The following is a 22,532-nucleotide window of genomic DNA, read 5'->3' as shown; positions in this document are numbered from 1 at the left end:
CTCACGCAATGTTCAGCCGCAGGAGCGGGATTTCACGCAACGATCAGCCCGTTGATCGCAATGAACCGGCATGGATGACCCGTCACGGGCTGGCCACACTTGACGTATGACGGTGAACGTTGCGCCCCAGGTGACCGGTGCCCCCGCCGCCACGCCCCAGCGAGTCGCCACCCCGCGCGATTACGTGATGTGCCGGCCGACGTACTTCGACGTGCAGTACGCGATCAACGTCTGGATGGACCCCACCCAGCCGGTCGACCGGGACCGCGCGATCGAGCAGTGGGAGGCGCTGCGCGCCACCTACGAACGGCTCGGCCACCGGGTCCGCCTCCTCGACCCCGTTCCCGGCCTGCCGGACATGGTCTTCGCCGCCAACGGCGCGTTCGTCGTCGGCGACACCGCGCTGGGAGCCAACTTCCGGCAACCGGTGCGAGCGGCCGAGGCGCCGGCTCATCGGGACTGGCTCACCGCGGCCGGCATCGATGTCCGGCTGCCGCAGGCGATCAACGAGGGCGAAGGCGACTTCGCCTGGGCCGGCTCGCGCATCCTCGCCGGCACCGGGTTCCGCGCCGACCCCGCCGCGCGCGCCGACCTCGAAGCGACCTTCGATCTTCCGGTCGTGCCCCTCGAACTCGTCGACCCGCGGTTCTACCACCTCGACACCGCCCTGGCCGTACTCGATCCGGCCACCATCGCCTACTACCCACCGGCGTTCTCGCCGGCGAGCCAGAACGTGCTCGCCGAGCTCTACCCGGACGCGATCATCGCCACCAAGGCCGATGCCGACGTGCTCGGGCTCAACGCCGTGAGCGACGGGCGCCACGTCGTCCTCGCCGAGCAAGCCGAGCACCTGGCCGCTGCCGTCGCCGTGGCCGGCTTCGAACCGGTGCCGGTCGACGTGTCGGAGCTGCTGAAAGCCGGCGGCGGGGTCAAGTGCACCACGCTGGAGCTGCACCGCCCGCACGCCCCGTTCACCCCGTCGCCGATCACCGCCGAGGAGTGCTCGTGAAAACTCAGGCCAGCCGTAGCGACGAGGCGATCGCCCTCGTCGAGAAGCATGCCGCGCACAATTACCACCCGCTGCCCGTCGTGGCGGCACACGCGCAGGGCGCCTGGGTCACCGACGTCGAAGGCCGCCGCTATCTCGACTGTCTGGCCGCGTACTCCGCCCTCAACTTCGGGCATCGGCACCCGGAGATCGTCGCGGCGGTCCAAGCCCAACTCGACCGGTTGACGCTGACCAGCCGCGCTTTCCACCACGACGTGCTGGGCCCGTTCGTTCGCGATCTCGCCGCGCTGGCGGGCAAGGACCTCGTCCTGCCCATGAACACCGGCGCCGAGGCGGTCGAGACCGGGCTCAAAGTAGCCCGCAAGTGGGGCTACGAGGTCAAGGGCGTCCCTGCCGACCGCGCCACCGTCATCGTGGCCGACGGCAACTTCCACGGCCGCACCATCAGCGTCGTGAGCTTCTCCACCGATCCGACGGCGCGGACCAACTTCGGGCCGTTCACGCCCGGCTTCCGGGTCGTTCCCTACGGTGACTCCTCCGCCATCGCCGACGCGATCGACGACACCACGGTCGCGGTATTGATCGAGCCCATCCAAGGCGAGGCCGGTGTCATCGTGCCGCCGGCCGGATATCTGTCCAAGGTCCGGCAGCTCTGTGACGCGCGCGAGGTGCTGTTCGTGGCCGACGAGATCCAATCCGGCCTCGGCCGCACCGGCACGACGTTCGCGTGCGAGCACGAGAACGTCGTGCCCGACCTGTACCTGCTCGGCAAGGCGCTGGGCGGCGGCATCGTCCCGGTCTCGGCGGTGGTCGGCAACAGCGACGTCCTCGGCGTCATCCGGCCCGGCGAGCACGGCAGCACCTTCGGCGGAAACGCCTTGGCCTGCGCGGCCGGCCACGCCGTCGTCGGCATGCTGGAGCGCGGGACGTGGCAGCGCACGGCAGCGCAGCTCGGCGAGCATCTGCACACGCGGCTGCGCGAGCTCATGGGCCAGGGCGTGGTCGAGATCCGCGGGCGCGGCCTGTGGGCCGGTGTGGACATCGACCCCGCCCTCATGACCGGGCGCGAGGCGTGCGAGGCCCTGCTGGCTGAGGGCATCCTGGTCAAGGACACGCACGGCTCCACCATCAGGTTCGCCCCGCCGCTGGTGGTCACGCCCGACGAGATCGACCTCGCGGTCGACGCCTTGCGACGCGTATTGATCCAGCGCGCCGCCTGATGTCCGGCGCTCATCAGGCGTACGGTAGGTGAGTGACCAAGAAGACCGGCGCGGACATCAGCGTTCTGCGCGTCAACCCCACGGTATGGTCCGAGGCCCTCAAGGCTGCAGATGGCGACGCACGGCGGATCGAGATCCGCGGCGAGTTCGACGTCGTCGTCCACAACGAGCCGCTGCCGGCCAACGCCCGGGTGAAACGCACGGCGTCGGAGTAGACCAGCGCCATCAGGCAGCTGCGCCACCGCGACATCGACGCCCCACGGGTGGTGCAGGTGATGACGATCATGAGTCACCCACGGCGCGCCAACGCCACCCACACCTCATGATCACCCCACCAACGCCACCACCGACCCATGATCACCGCTCCCACGCGATCATGAGCCACCAACAGCCCAACCCCACCCCACCACCAACGATCATGAGTCACCCACGGCGCGCCAACGCCGCCCACACCTCATGATCTCCAGCCCGGCACGGTCCCGGCGCCGATGTGCACCTCGGCGTGCAGCACCGCCCCGGGCGCGCCTCCGGAACGCTCCCGCAGCATGCCGTCGAGCACCTGTGTCACCTGCGCACGCTGCGACGGCGCCAGCTGGGTCACCATCGTCGCGGCGATCGGATGACTGGACGACACCGCCGCCAGGAAGTGCGTCGCGGACTCGTAGGGCGTGTCCCACTCGGTGGTGTCGATCGTGACGCCGCTCAGGCCTGCTTCGACGAGCCGATCGCGGAACACGGCGACGTCGGCGAGCTGGAACGGCAGGGGCGGCGGATCCGCCGGCGGCGGGACGAAGCCGGGAATGGCCGCCCGCACCGCACCTACCAGGAACCCGAAGAACTCCGCCCTGCTCAGCGCACCGAACGCACTGACCAGCACCCGGCCGCCCGGCTTGGTCACCCGTACGAGCTCGGCCAGCCCGCCGCGCAGGTCGACGAAGGTGGACACGCCGTGCTGAGAGACCGCCACGTCGAACGTGTCGTCGTCATACTCGAGCCGCATGCCGTCCATGACGCGCGCCTGGAGGTTCGGCACGCCGGCTGCGCTCGCCCGGGCACGTAGCCGCTCGATCATCCGCGGCGAGATGTCGGTCGCCGTCACGTCCGCGCCGCGACGAGCAGCGGGGATGCTCAGGGCGCCGCTACCGGCGGCAACGTCGAGCAGGCGCGTGCCCGGCCCGATGTCGATCCGGCTGAGGGCCGCGGCCCCGTGCCGGCTGTTCACCGGGGTCACGAATTCGTCGAACCCGTCGGCTACGGCATCCCACGCGGCCGGGGTCGGTTCTCCACTGGGCATCTGCGCGGTCATGGCCGTGGCTCCCTCTGTGCTGAGCGTCGTCTCGGACGTTAGACACCGGCCCGTGCGGCGCGCATCGACCAACCGGACCATCCGGCAACCGCACGGATGGCACGTTCGAGCCATCAGGGGCGGCGCGCGAGGTGATGCTCGTAGGCGTACGCGGTGGCAGCGGCGCGCGAAGCCAGGCCGAGTTTGGCGAAGATGTTCTGCACGTGCCGCCGTACCGTGTGCTCACTGATGACCAGGCGGGCGGCAATGGCGCTGTTGGTCATCCCGGTCGCGAGCAGGGCGAGCACATCGAGTTCCCGGTCGGTCAGTCCGTCGGCGCGCGGACCCGGGCGGCGCAGCTCGGCCAGTCGCGCGAGGTCCGGGGCGGCTGCGAGTCGCTCGAACACCCGGCGCGCGCCGTCCCACTCCACCTGGGCGCTGTCGTCGTCCCCGGACTGCCGGTACACGAGGCCGATCATCACGCGGGTACGGGCCGCCTCGTAGGGGGCTTCGAGTTCGCCCCAGGACGTCCACGTGCGGCGCAAGACGTCGCCGGCCGCAACGATGTCGCCCACGGCCAGCAAGACCGTGCCGTGGGCGTACCCGGCCACGGCCCGAAGGTAGGGCGAGTCGAACCCTGAAGCCGCACGCATCAACTCGTCGGCCGCGCTGCGCGCTTCGTCCATCTCCCCGATGGCGAGCATCACTTCGGCATACGCCGACAACACCCGGGCGCGCTCCACCGGGCTCGAGGTCTCGGCCACGACTCGGCGAACCGCCATCGCGGCGTCGGTGTGGCGCCCTTGGGCCAACCGGAGCAGCGCCAGACCGGGCTGCACGCCGTGCCCCCAGTGCGCCGCCTGTCCGTACGCGGTCTGCGCTTGGTCGAACTCGCCACGCAGCCGGAGCAGCTCTGCGTGCTGGTACATCGCCGAACCCATGGCTGGGTCGACTGGCTGGGCTGCCATGTGCTCCCAGGCCCGCCGCACCTCGGCCATCGCCGCGGACCAGTCGCCACGCAACTGCATGATCTCCGAGCGATGAACGAGGCACTGACCCTGGTAGGGCTGCAGGCCCTGCTGGCCGGCACACCAACTGCTCAACGCGGCCGTCCACTCCTGGGCCCGGCTGAGGTCGAAGACGTCGCGGCAGGCGATGATGACCGCGCAGTACACGATGCCGGCGACGATCGGCGACACGTCGGTGGTCGTGACGGTGAGCATGGCGTCGTCGAGTTCGGCGATGCCGTCGGCGGCGCGTCCCATCGCCACCAGTACCTGGCCTCGGCCCAGCCGGCCGAGTGCATCGAGGTCAGGGGAACCGAATCGCTCGGCGATGTCCACGACGGCATCGAACTCGGTGAGTGCGCCGGCCGGATCGCCACCGTGCAGGATTCGCAGCGCCGCCGGGACCTTCAGGTATCCAGCCTCGACGCACTCTGCCGGCATGTCCTCCAGGGTGCGCCGGGCGCGCGCCAGCCAACTGCCGCCGCGCGCTTGCTGACCGGCGAGCAGCAGGGTCAATCCGAGCCAGAATCCGCACCGGACGGCGCCCGAGCGGTCGCCTGCGGCCGTGAAGGCGTCATGCGCGTGTTCCCAGTGGCGCACCGCCTCCTCGAGGCGTCCGGTCAGGTAGGCCGCCGTCGCCAGCCGGTCCAGATCCACCGCGGGCAGCCTGCCCTGCCGATGCGCAGCGCTCAGGTGCTCGTATGCGCCGGTCCAGTCACGACGGCGGGCAGCGTCGCGGGCCTGTACGAGTGGGTCGGCGGGCATCATCGGCGCTCCCCCGGATCGTCACCCGGGCCGATCAACTGGCTGACCACAGGTGATGTGGCCAACGTACACCTCACTCCGCGGTGCGGAAACGCTCCACGACCAGGTCCATGACGGCTTCGTGCGCCCCGATGGGCGCGGCGACCACGTCGGCGCCGGCCTCGGCCAGCCGCTGCTGGAACAGCCCCGGCGCCAACAGATACGACGCGATGCCGACGGTGCGTGCGCCGGACGCGCGCAGGGATTCGACCGCCTCGCCGACCGACGGGGACGCCGTCGTCACGTAACCGACGGCCACCTCGCGATCGAGCACCGTCTCGAGGCGGCGAGCGACGCTCTCGACCTCGGCGAGCGCCCCGGCGTCGGAGGATCCGGCCGCCGCCAGCACGACCGCGTCCGGCACGGCGCCGGCCGCCCGGAGCCGGTCGGCCACCACGGCCACGAGCGCGTCGTCCGGCCCCAGCGCCGCTGTGACCGACGCTGAGCCCCCGGTCGCCTCGACGGCGTTCGGTACGTCGACGCGCACGTGATACCCGGAAGCGAGGAACATGGGCACCACCACGGCTCGTCCGTGCACCGAGGCGAGAACCTGCTCCAACGTCGGCTCGATGACGTCCACGTAGGCCAGGTGCACCGGCACGCCCGGCAGCCGGGAGCGCACGCCGTCCAGCAGCTCATCGAGGACGACCGGGCCCTCGGGCGCACGAGTGCCGTGCGCGACGGCGACCAGGACGTCGGCGGCCATGGTGGTGCTCAATCCGGGTTCGGGCGGTTGGCGGCCGACCGCACGAATGCGGCCAGGTCGGCGGACTGGCGCAGGCGGCTCGGTTCATGCACGTACATCATGTGCCCGGCTTCGTAGTGGGCGGTCTCGATGTTGTCCAGCAGGTGCGTCGGCACCGCGAGATGGGCCAGGACGTGCTCGGCGGCGAAGTACGGTGTCGCGCCGTCGTGGTAGCCGCAGGCCACATGTACCTTCAGGTGCGGGTTGGCACGCATCGCCGCGGCGAGGTTGTCCGCGACGCTGACCGGTGCGCCCTCGAACTCCTTGTACGACCACGGCCGCACCCGGCTGGTGAGGATCTCGTAGGGCAGATCGTTGTGGTAGCCGAGCTCGGCACGGACGTAGTGGTTCACCGCCGCCGTGTACGGGCCGAGAATCGCCTGGTACGACGGGTCGTCGGCGAAGTGTTCGCGGCCTGCGTCCGGATCCCACCCGCGGAACCTGCCGTCGAGCCGGCCAACCACCTCACGGCGATCGCGCAGCAACTCGGTGAAGAACCGGATGTGCTCGATCCGCAGGTTCACCCGGTCGACGTAGTCCTCCGACAGGCCGGTCAACCGCGCCAGCCGCGCCACGATCGCCGCACGCTCCTCCGCACCGAGCCGGTGTCCCCGCGCCAGGGCCCACGGGTAGTCGCGCTCGGCGAACTCCTCGGCCTCGCGGACGACGTCGGCCAGCGGGCGGTCCCCGTGGTGGCCGTGATGGTGCGCGATGGCGGCGTAGGTCGGCAGGAACAGCGGGTACGCCTGGTCGTTGCCCGCATAGAAGCGGATGGTGCCCATGTCGAGCACGGACGAGATCAGCATCAGCCCGTTCAGCGCCATGCCGTAGCGGCTCCACAGGTGCTCGGCCAGCCCGGCGGCACGCAACGTCCCGTATGACTCGCCGGCCAGGAACTTCGGCGAGAGCCACCGGCCGTTGCGCGAGGTCCACAGCCGCACGATCTCGCCGACGGACTCCAGATCGGCCCGGTAGCCGTGATAGTCAGCGGGCTTTTCACCGGCGGCGGCCCGTGAGTAGCCGGTGGAGACCGGGTCGATGAACACCAGGTCGGTGTGGGCCAGCAACGTCTCGGTGTTGTCGGTGAGCCCGTACGGCGGCGGCACCATCGCGCCGGCATCGCCGGACAGGACGCGGCGCGGGCCCAGCAGGCCGAGATGGAGCCAGACGCTCGACGAGCCGGGGCCGCCGTTGAACGCGAACGTCACTGGACGCGTGGCCGGGTCGGCGTCGTCCACGGTGTACGCCGTGATGAACAGTTCCGCCTTCGGCCGGTGTCCTTCGAACGTGTCGTCCTCGTGGACCTCGTCGCGCAGGACTATGCGCCCCGCCGTGGCGGTGTAGGCGAGGCTGCGCCCCTCGACCTGCAGGGTGTGCGACGTGGTGACCAGATCGTCGCTCGGTTCGGGCCGGCTCGAGCCGGCCTCCGGGGACGCGCCTGCCGCCGCGTCGTCCTCGGTCGCTGCGCTCACCTTCGCTGATCCCTCCGTTCAAGCGGGCGTCGTTGTGGGCACCGGCCAGTCTGCCAGGCCACACGCACGCCGCTGCGCGCGCCTGACGTGTCCAACCGCACGTCACACCCGCTCTTGCACTCGGCCTGCTGAGTCCTACGCTCAGAGGGGTGAACAGCTCGCCCGAACGACGGTCCAGCCCGCCTCGAGGAGGCGCGCTCGATCGACACCTGCGCCAGCGGGCGCGCTGGGTGGTCAAAGGCGAGGACCCGCCCACGGTGCCGATCGCGCTGCCCAAACTCCGCAGCGGGCTGGCCGCCGACGTCGAACGTTCCGTCCTCGATCTCGTGCTGCGCACCGGCGAGGCGATGATCGCGACCGGCGCACCGGTGGCCGATGTCACCGCCGCCCTTCTGCGGATGGCGGCAGGGTTCGGGGTGACCAGCTGTCAGGTCGACATCACCTTCATCTCGATCATGGTGTCCATCGACCGGGACGACGACCCCATCACCAAGTTGCGCGTCATCAACGTCCGCACCTCGGACTACAGCCGGCTCGCCGACATGTTCGATCTCGCCGATGACGCCGGCGAGGGCAAGGTCACGCTTGACGAGGCGCACCGCCGCCTCGACGAGATCCTCTCCGCGCCGCATCCCTACCGGCGCTGGATCGTCACCCTGGCGCTGGGGCTGATGGCCGCCGGTGTCGCGCTGCTGCTCAACGGCGGACCGGTCGTCGCCGCGGTCGCGGCCGTGACGTCGATGATCATCGACCGGACGTTGCGCACACTGCGTCGCAAGGGCTTGCCGTACCTGTTCCAGCAGATCGTCGGCGCGGGCATCGCCACGCTGATCGGCCTGGTGGCGCTGTGGCTGACCGACCGGTTCGACTGGCCGCCGACTCTGCTGCCGCCGTCGCTGATCGTCGCCTCCGGCATCGTGGTGCTGCTGGCCGGGCTCTCCTTGGTCGGCGCTGCCGAAGACGCCATCGCGGGGTATCCGCTGACCGCGGCTGCCCGAAGTTACGAAGTGGCCCTCTACACCGTGGGCCTGGTCATCGGGATCGCCGCGGTCCTCGAGTTCGGTCAGCGCTTCGGCGTGCCGCTGCGCATCACCGACTCGTCAACGCTGTCGAGTCCCACGACCGTGCAGGTGATCGGCGGCGGTTTCATCGCCGCCGCGTGGGCCTCGGCGTCGTACACCAGGGCCAAGACCATCCTCGTCGTCCTCCCTATCGGCATGCTCTCCGCCGGCACCCTGCTGTTCGCCCGCCAGGTGCTCGAACTGACCCCGGCCATGGCGGCGTTCCTCGCCGCGCTCATGGTCGGTCTGGCCTCCGGCGCGGTGAGTGAACGCATCGGCTCGCCCAACCTGGTGATATCGGTGTGCGGTATCACGCCACTGCTGCCCGGGCTCGCGATCTACAACGCGATGTTCACCATGGTCGAATCCAACGACGTCGTCGGCGGCGCCGGGATGCTCATCGGTGCGCTCGGCGTCGCGCTGGCGCTGGCGGCCGGGGTCACGCTGGGCGAGTTCTTCGCCACCCCGCTGCGTTCGGAGATGGACCGGTGGCAGCGGCGCGTGCAGCGGCGGGCTCGCGGAGCGCGCACCTGACGGCGTGCTTGGTCCGCGGTTCGGCGGCTACGCGCTAGGGTCAGCGTTGATGGCCACTCATCCTGCGCGTGCGCAGTCCGTCCCCCGCTGCGCCGCGGTGGTCGGCGCAGGCCCGGCGGGTCTGTACGCGCTGGCCGCGCTGCTCAAGGGTGACGCTTTCGACCACATCGACGTGTTCGAGGCCGCACCGGCGCCGTACGGCCTGGTCCGCTACGGCGTCGCGCCCGATCACCCGAAGACCCGCAACATCTCCCGCGTGTTGGCGCGTGGCCTGGAGCATGACCAGGTGCGTTTCCTCGGCAACGTCACCGTCGGTGAGGACATCTCCATCGACGACCTTCGCTCGGCCTACGACGTGGTGGTGGTGTCCACGGGCATGCTCGGCGACCGGTCGCTGAACATCCCCGGCGAGGACCTCAGCGGCTCGCTGGGCGCGTCGGAACTCGTGGCCTGGTACACCGGCCACCCCGAGGCGAAACCGATCGAGCTGCCCGCCGACCTGCGCACGGCCACCGTCATCGGTGCGGGCAACGTCGCACTCGACGTCGCCCGCATCCTCACCAAACACCCGTCGTCGCTGCGCCCCACGTCGATGCCCCGGCACGTGGTCGACGCGCTGGAGGCCAACACCCTGACCGATGTGCACATCGTGGCTCGTCGCGGTCCCGCACAGGTCAAGTTCACATCACCGGAGTTGCACGAGATCGGTGACCTCGACGACATCGACCTCGTCGTCGACCCGGCCGATCTGGTCCTGAGCCCCGACGACGAACGAACCATCGCCGAAGACCGCCGGACCCGGGTGCTGGTCGAATTGTTCCGGGAGTGGTCCGAGCGTCCGCTGCGGGGCGCACCACGCCGCATCCATCTGCACTTCTGGCGACGACCGACCGCCATCACCGGAACCCAGCGAGTCCGTGGCATCGAGCTCGTGCGTACACGTGACGACGGCGCGCCGCCGTTGTCGTTGCCCACCGAGTTGGTGATCCGCGCGATCGGCTACCGCGGTCGTGAGGTTCCGGGGCTGCCGTTCGACCCGGACACCGGCACCATTCCATCCAGCGACGGCCGGGTGATCGCCGACGGCGAGGTGATGCCGGGGGTCTACGTCACCGGGTGGCTGCGCCGCGGCCCCACCGGCGTCATCGCCACCAACCGCTCGGATGCGAACGAGGTGGCCGCCAGCGTCTTGGCCGACCTCGACTCCCTGCCGCCCCGGACTGGACCGCACACCGATCTCAGCGAGCTGCTCGCCTCACGCGAGATCCGCGCGATCAGCTGGGACGACTGGCTCCGGCTGGAGGCGCATGAGAAGGCTGAAGGCCAGGCTCACGGGGCCGATCCGATCGTGGTCCACGACTTGAAGACGGTGCTCGAGGTCATCGCCCGCGGCGACGAGTGATCCCGCTCCGCGAGCCGCCGGTGCGGACCCGGGTGTGGTCCCGGTCGCGTTGCCGCCCGTCTCGGTACCGGTCGCGTTTCCCCCGGAGTCGGTCCCTGAATCCGTACCCGAATCCGTCCCGGAGTCCGTGCCCGAATCACCGCCGGAGTCCGTGCCCGAATCCGTCCCGGAGTCCGTGCCCGAATCGCCACCGGAATCGGTCCCCGAATCCGTCCCGGAGTCCGTGCCCGAATCGGTCCCGTCATCAGTGCCCGACTCGTCACCTGAATCGCTACCGGACTCCGACCCCCATTGCGTGCCCGTCTCGTCCCCGGAATCGTCCGTCGGCTCGTCGCTGGGCTCGTCGGTGGGCTCGTCCGGGGTCTCGTCCGTCGGCTCGTCCGTCGGCTCGTCGGGCTGCTCGTCCGTCGGGTCCCCGCTCGGCTCCCTGCCGGAGTAGTCGTCGTCGGAGTAGTCGTCGTTGTCGTACGAGTCGTCGCCGTAGCCGCCCCCCGTATTGCCCTCGGCTTCGATGCCAGCCGGTTCGGGGAACTCCTCCTCCGGCTCACCCTCGAGGGCGCCCTGCATGAACGCCGTCCATGTTTCTCCGGGGTAGCCGCCGCCGCTGAAGTGATCCATCCCGCCGACGCCGTTGAGCGACTCGGTGCCGTCGCCGCGGAAGTAGGTGACCGCCGCGGCCAGTTGCGGGGTGTAACCGCCGAACCACGCCGTCAGGTCCTCGTGCGTTCCGGTCTTGGCGGCGACCGGCCGGTCGAGCTCGGCGGCGGCATACGCGGTGCCGGTCCGGACGGTCTCGGTGAGTGCGTAGGTGACGTCGGCGGTGATGTCCTCCTCGAAGACTCGCTTCGGCGCCACCTCGCGTTCGTAGACCACCGCGCCGTCGGCGTCGGTCACCGTACTGACGGTGTAGGTGTCGGCCCGCATGCCCTGCGCCGCGAGCGTCGCGTAGGAGTTGGCCATGTCCAGCGCCGAGACGCCCATGATGCCCAGGGTCACGCGCGGGTTGGGCTCGAGGCTCGGCGCGTCCTCCGGGACGCCGGCCCGAGTGAGCGCGTCCACCACGGTCTCGGAACCCAACTCCATGGTGAGGTCGACGAACGCGGTGTTGATGGACTTCTCGAGCGAATACTCCAGCGAGACCGCGCTGCCGTAGTCCTGATCGCCCTGGTTGTTCACCGGTGGGCCGAGTTCCGGCGGATCGAACGGTGAATTGCCGTCGAACCGGCTGTTCAGGGAGTAGCCGTTCTCCAGCGCGGCAGCCAGCGTGAACGGCTTGACCACCGATCCGGCCTGCGGGGTGGCGTCGACGGCGTCGTTGTAGCCCTGCTCGACGGCATCCGGCCCGCCGTACAGCGCGGCGACACCGCCGTCGCCCGGTCGTACGGCGGCGATCCCGATGTGCACTCCGTCGGCGTTCTCGGTGGGCCGTTCCTCTCGTACCGCCTCGATCGCGGCGGCCTGAGCTTGCTCGTCGAACGTCGTGGTGACCCGCAGGCCGCCGGTCTCGATCTCGACTTCGTCGTACCCGAGGGCGAGCAGCTCGTCGCGCACCATCTTCAGCAGATAGCCATTGGGTCCCCCGTAGCGGTTCTTCTGCTGCTCAGGCAGGATCTCCGGCAGTTTGGTGGCCTGCGCCGTGGCCCGATCGATGGCTCCGGTCTGGACCATGCCCTCGAGCACGTAGCGGAAGCGCTGCTCGAACCGCTCGGCGTTCTCAGCACCCAACGTGGGGTCGTACCGGGCCGGCGAGCGGAGGATCGCGGCGAGCGCCGCGCTCTGAGCCAGATCGAGATCGGCGACGTCGACGCCGAAGTACGCGCGCGAGGCGGTCTGCACGCCGTACGTGCCGCGTCCGAACCAGATGGTGTTGAGGTAGTCGGCCAGGATTTGATCTTTGTCGACGTCCTGGTCGATCTTCACCGAGATCACCAGCTCGCGCAGCTTGCGCGTGATGGTGCGGTCCTGGGTGAGGTAGTAGTTCTTGACGTACTGCTGCGTGATGGTCGACCCGCCGCCGGCTGAGGCCTCACCGCGCAAGGTGTCGATGGCAGCCCGGGCCATTCCGGTGACGGAGAAGCCGGCGTTCTCGTAGAAGCTGCGGTCCTCCGCGGCGACGGTGGCCTGCTTCAATGTCTCGGGGATCTCGTCGGAGTCGACGACCTCGCGATTCTCGGCGCTGAACCGGCCGAGCTCGGTCTCACCGTCGGCGAAGTAGACGATGGTCGTCTCGGAGGTGGAGAAGTCGTTGGGCTCGGGGACGTCGATCAGTGCGAAGGCCGCGCCGACCCCAGCCACCACCAGTAGGAAGAATCCAAGCGCCGAGAGGCCGACGGTCTTCCAATTGAAGATCCGTCGCCATCCTGTCTTCTTGGGGGGCCTGGCGCGATACTTCGCTGATCGCGCAGGGCCGCCGTCGGCCGGTGTCTCGTCGCTCATACGCCTTCGATCGTAAACTGCGCAGCTTACCCGTCTCGGCCACTAGCGCCGGACATGTGGCCGGATTCACGCTTTGTCATCGTCGTTGAAGACGCCGAACGGGCCGCAGAAGTTCCGTGGCAGACGGCCGGAGCCGGAATCGGTCTCGCGCATTCCGCCGGGGCCTGCAACACCGCCACTGCCCCGCGACCCGCCCGAGCACTGCGTGCGCAGACGCATTCTCCGCCACCCCCGCGAGCGGAGACCTCGACCTGCGCACGCGGTGCTCGCCGGCCCCATATACCCGAATTGCCTACCGGTTGAAACCGGCAGATCCGGATCAATGTGTGTCATTGGGTGGTGGATCATGAGTCGCCCATGGCGTGATAGCGCCGGTGCCGCCTCATGGTCGGCATGGACAGGTGCGCCGCACCCAGCACAACCGGCCGGTGACCTACTTCTCCCCGGCGCGAAGTCCGAGCTGCTCGATGATGGATTCGACAACCTGCTCCGGGGTGTCGGCCACCCCGACGACGATGCCGTTCTCGTCCGGTTCGAGCGGCTCGAGCGTCTCGTATTGCGACTCGAGCAGGGCCGGCGGCATGAAATGACCCTGGCGGCGCTCGACGCGCTGACGGACCAGGGCCGGCTGACCGGCCAGGTGCACGAACAGCACCGTCCCGTCGGCCCCGCGCAACACGTCGCGGTACACGCGGCGCAACGCGGAACAGGTCACGATGGAGGGCAGCCCGCGTGCGGCCTGGCTGGACAACCAGTCCCGCATCGTCTCCAGCCACGGCCATCTGTCGTCGTCGGTCAGCGGCTCGCCGGCGGCCATCTTGTCGACATTGGCCTGCGGGTGGAAGTCGTCGGCCTCGGCGAACGGGCGGTCGAGCCGTTCGGCCAGCAATTCGGCGATGGTCGTCTTCCCGGAACCAGAAACTCCCATCACGACGAGATGTGTCACATCGGGCACCGCAAGTCTCCTGATCGGGCGACGATTCCTGGTCCGCACGGTCCGGCACAGCATCGCACACCGGGTCCGGCGGCAGTACACGTTCGTCACCAGTGTGGCGAAGGTCGCGGCCCGGCCAACGTAGAGTGAAGCACGACCAGGGTCACGACGGTTCTGGTGACGACGACCCCGGCGAAACGGCCGGAGACGGGCCAGGACCACATGCAACCTGCCATCACTTCCAGCACGGCGGAGCCCGCGGCCCTCGTGCCGCCAGCCTCGAGCGCACCCCGCGGACGGCACGTCAGTTCTTATGCCGAGCTCTCCCAGCTGATCCGGGCAGCCGGGCTACTCCGTCGCCGGTACGGTTACTACTGGACCCTGATGCTCACGACCGTGGCTGCTTTCGCCGGCATCTGGGTGGGTTTCGTCCTGCTCGGCGATTCCTGGTACCAACTCCTGCTCGCCGCGGCACTCGCCGTGGTCTTGGCCCAGTTCGGGTTCATCGGCCACGAAGGCGCACATCGCCAGATCTTCGCCTCACACCGCTGGAACGAGTGGACCGCGCGCGTCATCTCCGGCTTGTTCACCGGGCTGAGCTACGGCTGGTGGATGCGCAAGCACAACCGGCATCACGCCAATCCGAACAAGATCGGTGCAGACCCGGACATCGGGCCGGGTGTCGTCGCCTTCACGCCCGGCGTGGTCGAGCAGCGCAGCGGAGTGGCCGGGTGGTTCGCGCGTCGCCAGGGCCGGTTCTTCTTTCCGCTGCTCCTGCTGGAGGGCCTGGCCCTGCACGTCGCCAGCATTCAGACGCTCGTGCGGCGCGAGAAACTGAAGCACCGCTGGGTCGAGGCGGTGTTCATGGCCGTCCGCCTGGGCGGCTACGTCGCCGCGCTGCTCATCGTGCTGCCGCCCGGCAAGGCGGCGGCGTTCTTCGCCATCCAGATGGGCCTGTTCGGCGTGCTCCTGGGCGGGGTGTTCGCACCGAACCACAAGGGCATGCCGATCGTACCGGCCACCATGAAGATCGACTTCTTGCAGCGGCAGGTGCTGATGTCGCGCAACATCGCCGGCGGGTGGTTCACCGACCTCGCGATGGGTGGGCTCAATCTGCAGGTCGAGCACCATCTGTTCCCCAACATGCCCAGGCCGAACCTGCGCCGGGCGCAGCCGATCGTGCGCGAGTTCTGCGAGCGTCACCACATCCCCTACACCGAGACCGGGCTCATCAAGTCGTACAAGATCGTCGTCGACTATCTCAACAACGTCGGCCTCCGAGCTCGGGACCCGTTCCACTGCCCCATCACCGCGCAGTACCGGGTCTGACCGCAGGTCACACCGCTGTGCCGATCCTCTCTCCGGACGCTGAACCGGCACCGGGCAGAATGCCGTGCGACGGTTTCACGAGAGGGCGGACGGCACAGTGACGAAGACGGCTCAACAGTCGGTGTACGCGAAGATCGCCGAGGAGCTCGGCGTACTCGAAGCGCAGGTACGAGCCGCGGTCGAGTTGCTCGACGAGGGCGCGACCGTCCCGTTCATCGCCCGGTACCGCAAGGAGCGCACCGGCGCGTTGGACGACACCCAGCTGCGCACCGTCGAAGAACGCCTGCGCTACCTGCGTGAGCTCGAGGAGCGACGCACCGCGATCCTGGAGTCCATCCGCGAGCAGGGGAAGCTGGACGACACCCTCGAGGCCAGCATCATGGCCGCGGACACCAAGGCGCGCCTGGAAGACATCTACCTGCCGTACAAGCCGAAACGGCGCACGAAGGCCCAGATCGCGCGCGACGCGGGCCTCGAGCCGCTCGCCGATGCGCTGCTGAGCGACCCTTCGCACGATCCGGCCACGTTGGCCGGCCAGTACGTCAACACCGAGGCCGGTGTCGCCGACGCCGCCGCGGCGCTGCAGGGTGCACGCTCGATCCTGGTGGAGCGGTTCGCCGAGGACGCGGACCTGATCGGCGACCTGCGCGAGCGGGTGTGGTCGCGCGGACGGTTGTCTTCCCGTGTCCGCGAAGGCCGCGAGCAGGACGGCGCGAAGTTCGCCGACTATTTCACCTTCTCCGAGCCGCTGACGAAGCTGCCTTCACACCGCGTGCTGGCGATGTTCCGGGGCGAGAAGGAGGAGATTCTCGATCTCACCGTCGAGCCCACCCCGGACGACGAGCAGCCGGACGGTCCCACCGACTACGAAGCCGCGATCGCCGCGCGGTTCGGCATCACCGATCGTGGCCGGCCGGCTGATGGTTGGCTGCGTGACACCGTGCGTTGGGCTTGGCGGACTCGGATCATGGTTCGCCTGGACCTCGACCTGCGCAGCCGCCTGCGCGAGGCCGCCGAGGCCGAAGCCATCCGCGTCTTCGCCGCGAACCTCCGCGATCTGCTTCTCGCCGCGCCGGCCGGCACCCGGGCCACGATGGGCCTCGACCCGGGGTACCGCACCGGGGTGAAGGTCGCCGTCGTCGATCCCACCGGCAAGGTCGTCGCGACGGACACCATCTACCCGCACAAGCCGCAGGGCCGCTGGGCCGACGCGCTGGCGACGTTGGCGCGGCTCGCCGAAGCGCACCGGGTCGAGTTGATCGCCATCGGCAACGGCACCGCATCGCGAGAGACCGACCGCCTGGCAGCCGAGCTGGTCAAGGCCTGCCCGGAGCTCAACCTGACCAAGGTCATGGTCTCCGAGGCCGGCGCGTCGGTGTATTCGGCCTCGGCCTATGCCGCACGTGAACTCCCCGACCTCGACGTCTCGCTGCGGGGCGCGGTCTCCATCGCGCGGCGGCTGCAGGATCCACTGGCCGAGCTGGTGAAGATCGAGCCGCGGTCGATCGGTGTCGGTCAGTATCAGCACGACCTCCCCGAGTTCGCACTGTCGCGCTCGCTGGACGCCGTGGTCGAGGACTGCGTCAACGCCGTCGGCGTCGACCTGAACACCGCCTCGCCGCCGCTGCTGACCCGCGTGTCGGGTATCGGCTCCGGGCTGGCGGAGTCGATCGTGCAGCACCGCGAGACGAACGGACCGTTCCGCTCGCGCACGGCGTTGAAGGATGTTCCCCGGCTCGGGCCGAAGGCCTTCGAACAATGCGCCGGGTTCCTGCGTATCCGCGACGGTGACGACCCCCTGGACGCCTCCAGTGTGCATCCCGAGGCGTATCCGCTCGTCCGCCGCATCGTCGACTCCGCCGGCGGCGACCTCGCCAGTGTGCTGGGCCGGCCGCAGGCGCTGCGCGGGCTGCGCCCGGCCGACTTCGTCGACGACACCTTCGGCCTGCCCACGGTCTCCGACGTGCTGGCCGAGCTCGGCAAGCCGGGCCGTGACCCGCGGCCGACGTTCACCACAGCGACCTTCAGCGACGGCGTAGAAAAGATCAGCGACCTGGTTCCCGGCATGCGCCTGGAAGGCGTCGTCACCAACGTGGCGGCCTTCGGCGCCTTCGTCGACATCGGCGTCCACCAGGACGGTCTGGTGCACGTGTCCGCGATGTCGCACGAGTTCGTCAAGGACCCGCACGACGTCGTCAAGTCCGGTGACGTCGTGCGGGTGAAGGTCCTCGAGGTCGACGTGGAGCGTCAACGCATCGCACTCACCCTGCGGTTGGACGACGAGGTCGGCGCCGGGCGAACCGGTGGCCGCGCTCCCGGGGGCCAGGGCGGTGCCCGCAACGGCGGGCGCAACCGCCCGGACGGCAAACAGGCTCGCTCTGGTGAGCGGTCGAGGCGCGGTGGCGGTTCGGGTGGCGGTTCGGCTGGCCGCGCGGGTGGATCGGCGCCCAGCGGCGCCATCGCCGACGCGTTTCGCCGGGCCGGCTACCCGGAGCCGGGACGCTGACCGCGAGCGTCGGGCTGTTCGCACCGGCTGGCCGGACTCAGGAGCGGGTGCCGAAGTCGGGCTCGTGGGCCTTCACCCAGAAGACGTCGTCGCCGGGTTCGTATTTCACGATCAACGCGGTGCTTCCGGTGCTGAGGTCGTCCCCGCCGGTCTGACGGACCTCGATGAGGGTCGGCGCGCCGTCGCCGGTGGCCAGCTCCGCGACCCCGAAGTCGGCGCCGACGTCCACGCTGCGGACGATGCACAGCCCGCCCACCAGGTCGGCAGGGGCGGGCGGATGGTCGGCGACGGAGCTTCGCACCGCATACGCCAACACCGCGGTGACCAGCCACGCCGCCAACACGGCTGCGGCGACCGCGCCCAGCGTCAACCCCACGCCGGCCGCGCCAGCGTTCGGGGCCAGCACCAGCATCACGGCGACGCAGACCAACCAGGCCACCACGATCATCACCGATGCGGCGACATTGACCGGCAGCCCCCGGAGGCCGACGGCCGTGACGAGACGCGGCGGACGGTCCTGGGCACCGTCGTCGAACCCGGTTCCGCCGATGATCACCAGCAGCCAGTAGACGACCACCACCATCAGCAGAAAGCCGAAAAGAACAGCCGGGAAAGAGACCGCGACATCGAGGAATTCATTGAATACCATCGGCCCGCCCTCCCACGCCGGTTGCAACGGTTCATCCCGTCGTCGTCATTCCGGACGCCCCGGACCGTGCGACTATACCGACGGCCGGGACGCCTTGACGAGTCGCATGACTGATCGACAAGAATCTACTCACATCCGTGCGAATCGATGGCATCATGGGCGTTCGACGCCGAGCCGGACAGGGAGATCAGCCCATGAGCCATCGCATACGCGCCGCCGTCGCCGGTTTGTTCACCACCTGTGTCGCCGCCACCGTCGTCGGTTTCACGCCGACCGCGGTCGCTGAGCAGCGGGCCCCGGCCGACGTCGAATCAGGACAGGTCACCATCGCGCAAGGGCTGGGTTTCGACGCCTGTACGGCGCAGCCGGTGAGCGCTTTGCAAGCCTGGTGGGGCACGTCACCGTACGAAACCGTCAACGTCTATTTCGGCGGCATCAATCGAGGCTGCAACCAGCCCAACCTGAGCCCGAACTGGGTCCGACAGGTCACCGACATCGGCTGGTACTTGCTGCCGACCTACATGGGTCATCAGCCGATCTGCATGCTCGGCGAGAAGGAGCATCGCTACACCGCCGACAACGCCACCGCGATCGGCACCGCCGACGCCGAGGATGCGCTGGCGCAAGCCGAATACCTCGGCCTGCTGCCGGGCAGTGCCTTGTACGCCGACGTCGAGCACTACGACAACAGCGACTCGTCCTGCGTGACCGCGGTTCGCCGCTACGTCTCGGCGTGGACCGAGACGCTGCAGGCCGCCGGCTATCTCGCTGGTGTCTACGTGCACCAGAACTCCGGGCTGCCGGACCTGTCCGCCGTGTACGACTCACCGGACTACGCCCGCCCCGACGCGGTGTGGATGGCTCGCTGGGACGACGACCCCTCGCTGACCGGCTGGCCGACCGCGCCCGATGACCAGTGGTCCGATCACCAGCGCGCCAAGCAGTACATCGGTCCCCACACCGAGACGTGGGGCGGAGTCTCGATCAACATCGACAGCGACTCGCTCGACGCTCCAGTCGCGACCGTCGGCTGAGCACGTGGCCGCTCACCACTGTTTCCACTCGCTGCGCGTGTACTCCAGGATCACCGGGTCGAGCATGGTCGACACCTCGGCGTCGGTGACCACCTTGTCCGGCGGGATCACCGCGGCCGCTTCGAGCACGTCCGCCGACAGATAGCGCAGGTCCGGCGCGTCGTCGGGCAAGCGCAGCGGCGGGACCCTGCCCTCGGGGTCGGCGAGCACGAAGCCCCAGTCACCGAAGCTGGGTACCGAGACCATGTACGGGCGTGCGCCGAACCCCGCGGCCTCGACCGTCTCGCGCACCGAGGCGAACGATCGCGGCGCGAAGAACGGCGAACCCGCCTGCACGACCATGCGGCCGCCGTCGGCCACCAGGTCGTGCACCATGCCGTAGAACTCCAGCGAGTACAGCTTCGACGTGGCGGTCGAATCGGGGTCGGGCATGTCGATCACCACGACGTCGTAGGGCTGCGCGTCAGCGTTCACCTGGTCGCGGACCCACCCGAAGGCGTCGGCTGCGACGGCGTCGACCCGCTCGTCGGCGAAGGCGTCACCGTTCAGCTCGCGCACGCTGTCGTGGTGCCGAGCCAGGTCGAGTACGGCCGGGTCCAGTTCGACCAGGGTGATGTCGCGGGCGCCGTCGTAGCGCAGGATCTCTCGCAGGGCCAGGCCGTCCCCGCCACCGAGCACCAGGACGCGCTCGTGCCGCCCGGCCATCGCGGGGTGGACGAGCGACTCGTGGTAGCGGTACTCGTCTTGCGAGGCGAACTGCAAGTCGCCGTTCAGGAACAACCGGACGTCGTCGGCGCCGCCGATCCGATGCCGCTCGGTCAGGATGATCTCCTGATACTCCGTTCGCTCGGCATAGGCGATCGGGTCACGGAACAACTGTTGGCGCGAATCGACCTCGATGGCGTCGGCGCGCCACCACACGACGCTCAGCACGACGGCCACCGCGACGACCAGGGTCCCGATCCCGACCCACGACACCCGCGACAACGACCGCTTGAACAGCCACATCACCACGACGGTGCCGGCCACCAGATTGAGCACACCGGTCGCGATGGTCCCCTTGACCAGCCCCAGCGCCGGCAGCAGCAGGAACGGGAACGCCAGCCCACCGAGCAGCGCCCCCAGGTAGTCCGCGGCGAACATGTCGGCCACCGCGGACCCAGCCTCCTGCGCCCGGATCCGCTGCAGCAACGTCATCAGCAGTGGGATCTCGGCGCCGATCAGCACCCCGATCAGCGCCGCGAGGACGATCATCATCGGCGTGTACGCGTCGGTGACGGCGAAGGACCGGTACAACACCAGGACCGCACAGCCGCCAACGAGCGCCAGCAGCGCCTCCACCGCCACGAACGCCACCGCCGGGAACCGCTGCAGCGGCTTGGCGAACAGCGAGCCCATGCCCATCGCGAACACCATCACCGAGACGACGATGGACGCCTGGACGACGGTGTCGCCGATCAGGTAGCTGCCCAGGGCGATGAGCGCGAGCTCGTAGACCAGTCCGCAGGCGGCGCACACCAGGGCGGCGCCGAGGATCACCACCCGGGCGGGTCGCGACCAGCTGTCGCGGGGCACCTCGCCCGACGCGGGCTTCTCCTGGTAGGTGGTCGATGTGCTCAGTGGTGCTTCTCCGGTCAGTGATCCGGCCTCAGACGATGGCCAAGGCGATGATGCCCGAGACGACGATGCGCAGCGTGCCGATGACCCAGCTGGCTGGTTGCGGTTCGATGTGGACGAGGTCGTGCCGGAGGTTCCTGGGTGTCAGCAGGTCGACCACCACGAACACGACGGTACTGACGACGAGGCCGACAACGCTGTACACGATGGTCGTCACCAGGCCCTTGGCGAAGTCGTCGGCGCTGGCGTAGATGGCCGCGATCACGATGATTCCCTGCGCGACGAAACCGGTGGCGACCAGCACGGCGGCGTTGTAGTTGCGCTCCACCCAGACCAGGTCGCGCAGCTTGCCGGGCGTCAGGAGGTCCACCAGGATGAAGCCGAGCAGCATCATCACCAAGCCGACGCCGCAGTAGGCGAGGACGATGCCCGCCTCCTCCAGCAGATCGCCGGCGTCCAGGTCGCCCTCGACCCCCAGTGCCATGAGCATGTGCCGTGGTCCTCTCGCTACGTCGGTGTCGCCGACCGTCGCCGGGCCGGCCGGGTGTTCACTTGCCGCCGAATCCTGATCCGCCGCCGGAGAAGGCGTTGCGGTAGCTGCCGCCGAACGTTCCCCAGATCGGGATGATGGCCGGGCCCCAGCGGTCGTAGCCGTCGCGGGCGTCGGTGACCTCGATGGCGGAGCCCGAGCCGTTCTGCTCCTCCTCGATGTGCACCATCACGTCCTCGTAGCCGAGGTAGCGACCGGTCGTGTCCTGGTGATCACGCCCCGGCGCGGCAGCCGCTTGGATGTCCTCGGCGATCTTGTCGACCGAGTCGTCGGATCGGAACGCCGCATAGGGGCCGTTGTCGGAGACCCGCTCGTAGTTCTCCGAGACGTAGTCGCGCACCTGCTCCCCCGCGGTGCTGCATCCGGTGAGCGCCAGGAGCGCGGCGACGGCTGTTGCCGCCACGACGGCACGGCTCCGGCCCGGGCGCCTCATCAGACCACCTCCGTGCTGGTCGACACGACCTGTCCGCTGTTCGGGTACACATGCCACGTCCGCCACCCCACGCCGCGGCCGGTCACGGCCGCCAAGGCGGTCAGCGCGTCCGGCGCGGCCGGGAACGACGCGACGACCGTGGGTGCCGTCGCCTGCCCCTCCGCCATCGCGCGCAGCTCGTCAGCGCGAGCGCTGACCTCGGCCGCACTCACCTGGTCGACGGTGGCCCGGAACCGGTAGCGGCGCCCGGCGACACGACGGTCGACGGCGTCCGGCAGGTACGGGCGGTGGCCGGGCAGGCAAGCGACCGTCTCGACGACGTCGCCGTCCCGGCCACGCAACACGACCTGGTGCGAGGCCCCCAGCACGCGCAGTTCCAGCGTGCCGCCGAGCGTCGTGGCGCGGCCCAGGGTGAGGGCAGGCAGAACCGGATGGTCGAGCGTCCACACGAGGTCGGCGGCCCTGGTGTCGACGTAGGGCACGTCCAGGGTGGCAAGCACGCGCC

18 protein-coding genes and 1 pseudogene are annotated in these 22,532 nt (G+C 69.5%); 8 read left to right on the top strand and 11 right to left on the bottom strand.

Annotated elements, in window-relative coordinates; genetic code table 11:
• The first annotated feature begins 106 nt into the window (after positions 1–106).
• The 3 genes from ddaH to M6444_RS18300 are packed head-to-tail and all read left to right on the top strand — an operon-like array spanning position 107 to position 2,444.
• Positions 107–1,009, top strand: a complete 903-nt coding sequence (gene ddaH, locus M6444_RS18310; protein WP_298330768.1) for a dimethylargininase — start codon at positions 107–109, stop codon at positions 1,007–1,009.
• Positions 1,006–2,229 carry an ornithine--oxo-acid transaminase gene (gene rocD / locus M6444_RS18305; protein WP_298330765.1) on the top strand — a complete coding sequence of 408 codons (1,224 nt, stop codon included), beginning with the start codon at positions 1,006–1,008 and terminating at the stop codon, positions 2,227–2,229. Before ddaH ends, rocD begins: the two co-directional genes overlap by 4 nt.
• 32 nt (positions 2,230–2,261) lie before the next feature.
• Positions 2,262–2,444, top strand: a complete 183-nt coding sequence (locus M6444_RS18300; protein WP_298330762.1) for a hypothetical protein — start codon at positions 2,262–2,264, stop codon at positions 2,442–2,444.
• Between the two features lie 239 nt (positions 2,445–2,683).
• On the opposite strand, the gene M6444_RS18295 is transcribed toward M6444_RS18300, so the two are convergent.
• The 4 genes from M6444_RS18295 to M6444_RS18280 form a co-directional block, all read right to left on the bottom strand.
• Positions 2,684–3,535, bottom strand: coding sequence for a methyltransferase domain-containing protein (locus tag M6444_RS18295; protein WP_298330756.1), 852 nt, complete (start codon positions 3,533–3,535; stop codon positions 2,684–2,686).
• A 113-nt stretch (positions 3,536–3,648) separates the two neighbouring features.
• Entirely contained in the window at positions 3,649–5,289 is a 1,641-nt protein-coding gene (locus M6444_RS18290; protein WP_298330753.1) for a LuxR family transcriptional regulator, read from the bottom strand.
• Between the two features lie 70 nt (positions 5,290–5,359).
• Positions 5,360–6,031 carry a CbiX/SirB N-terminal domain-containing protein gene (locus tag M6444_RS18285; RefSeq protein ID WP_298330751.1) on the bottom strand — a complete coding sequence of 224 codons (672 nt, stop codon included), beginning with the start codon at positions 6,029–6,031 and terminating at the stop codon, positions 5,360–5,362.
• A gap of 8 nt (positions 6,032–6,039) precedes the next feature.
• Complete coding sequence (locus tag M6444_RS18280; RefSeq protein ID WP_298330747.1) at positions 6,040–7,542, bottom strand: hypothetical protein; 1,503 nt, start codon at positions 7,540–7,542, stop codon at positions 6,040–6,042.
• A gap of 149 nt (positions 7,543–7,691) precedes the next feature.
• Here M6444_RS18280 and M6444_RS18275 point away from each other — a divergent pair, with 149 nt between their 5' ends.
• The gene (locus tag M6444_RS18275) at positions 7,692–9,137 is read left to right on the top strand and encodes a threonine/serine exporter family protein (RefSeq protein WP_298330744.1); all 1,446 of its coding nucleotides are present in this window, start codon (positions 7,692–7,694) and stop codon (positions 9,135–9,137) included.
• Positions 9,138–9,186: 49 nt separating this feature from the next.
• Positions 9,187–9,825: pseudogene (locus M6444_RS18270) on the top strand (FAD-dependent oxidoreductase); the annotation flags it as partial.
• 567 nt (positions 9,826–10,392) lie between these two features.
• Here M6444_RS18270 and M6444_RS18265 read toward each other — a convergent pair.
• Both M6444_RS18265 and M6444_RS18260 read right to left on the bottom strand, forming a co-directional pair.
• On the bottom strand, positions 10,393–12,975 hold the full coding sequence (locus tag M6444_RS18265) for a transglycosylase domain-containing protein (protein WP_298330741.1): 2,583 nt from the start codon (positions 12,973–12,975) through the stop codon (positions 10,393–10,395).
• A 433-nt stretch (positions 12,976–13,408) separates the two neighbouring features.
• Positions 13,409–13,903: a gluconokinase gene (locus M6444_RS18260; RefSeq protein WP_363326423.1), complete on the bottom strand. Its 495-nt coding sequence runs from the start codon at positions 13,901–13,903 to the stop codon at positions 13,409–13,411.
• Between the two features lie 183 nt (positions 13,904–14,086).
• Here M6444_RS18260 and M6444_RS18255 point away from each other — a divergent pair, with 183 nt between their 5' ends.
• On the top strand, positions 14,087–15,238 hold the full coding sequence (locus M6444_RS18255) for an acyl-CoA desaturase (protein WP_298330736.1): 1,152 nt from the start codon (positions 14,087–14,089) through the stop codon (positions 15,236–15,238).
• Between the two features lie 97 nt (positions 15,239–15,335).
• Complete coding sequence (locus tag M6444_RS18250) at positions 15,336–17,744, top strand: Tex family protein (RefSeq protein WP_298330733.1); 2,409 nt, start codon at positions 15,336–15,338, stop codon at positions 17,742–17,744.
• 37 nt (positions 17,745–17,781) lie between these two features.
• Here the strand turns inward: M6444_RS18250 and M6444_RS18245 are convergent, their stop codons facing one another.
• Complete coding sequence (locus M6444_RS18245) at positions 17,782–18,393, bottom strand: hypothetical protein (protein ID WP_298330730.1); 612 nt, start codon at positions 18,391–18,393, stop codon at positions 17,782–17,784.
• A gap of 194 nt (positions 18,394–18,587) precedes the next feature.
• Here M6444_RS18245 and M6444_RS18240 point away from each other — a divergent pair, with 194 nt between their 5' ends.
• Positions 18,588–19,427, top strand: coding sequence for a DUF1906 domain-containing protein (locus tag M6444_RS18240; RefSeq protein ID WP_298330727.1), 840 nt, complete (start codon positions 18,588–18,590; stop codon positions 19,425–19,427).
• Between the two features lie 12 nt (positions 19,428–19,439).
• On the opposite strand, the gene M6444_RS18235 is transcribed toward M6444_RS18240, so the two are convergent.
• The 4 genes from M6444_RS18235 to M6444_RS18220 all read right to left on the bottom strand — a co-directional run bounded on the left by M6444_RS18235 (position 19,440) and on the right by M6444_RS18220 (position 22,527).
• Positions 19,440–21,002, bottom strand: coding sequence for a polyamine aminopropyltransferase (locus M6444_RS18235; protein ID WP_298330724.1), 1,563 nt, complete (start codon positions 21,000–21,002; stop codon positions 19,440–19,442).
• Between the two features lie 73 nt (positions 21,003–21,075).
• Positions 21,076–21,534 carry a DUF350 domain-containing protein gene (locus M6444_RS18230; protein ID WP_298330721.1) on the bottom strand — a complete coding sequence of 153 codons (459 nt, stop codon included), beginning with the start codon at positions 21,532–21,534 and terminating at the stop codon, positions 21,076–21,078.
• 58 nt (positions 21,535–21,592) lie between these two features.
• A complete protein-coding gene (locus M6444_RS18225; RefSeq protein WP_298330718.1) occupies positions 21,593–21,997 on the bottom strand; it encodes a DUF4247 domain-containing protein in 405 nt (134 codons plus the stop codon).
• 29 nt (positions 21,998–22,026) lie between these two features.
• Complete coding sequence (locus M6444_RS18220; RefSeq protein WP_298330715.1) at positions 22,027–22,527, bottom strand: DUF2617 family protein; 501 nt, start codon at positions 22,525–22,527, stop codon at positions 22,027–22,029.
• Positions 22,528–22,532: the final 5 nt, after the last annotated feature.

It is taken from the genome of Haloactinopolyspora sp., from assembly GCF_027324685.1.
Taxonomy (GTDB): domain Bacteria; phylum Actinomycetota; class Actinomycetes; order Jiangellales; family Jiangellaceae; genus Haloactinopolyspora.
Note: the sequence above shows the minus strand (reverse complement) of the source record. Positions and strands in the feature narration are given on the sequence as shown.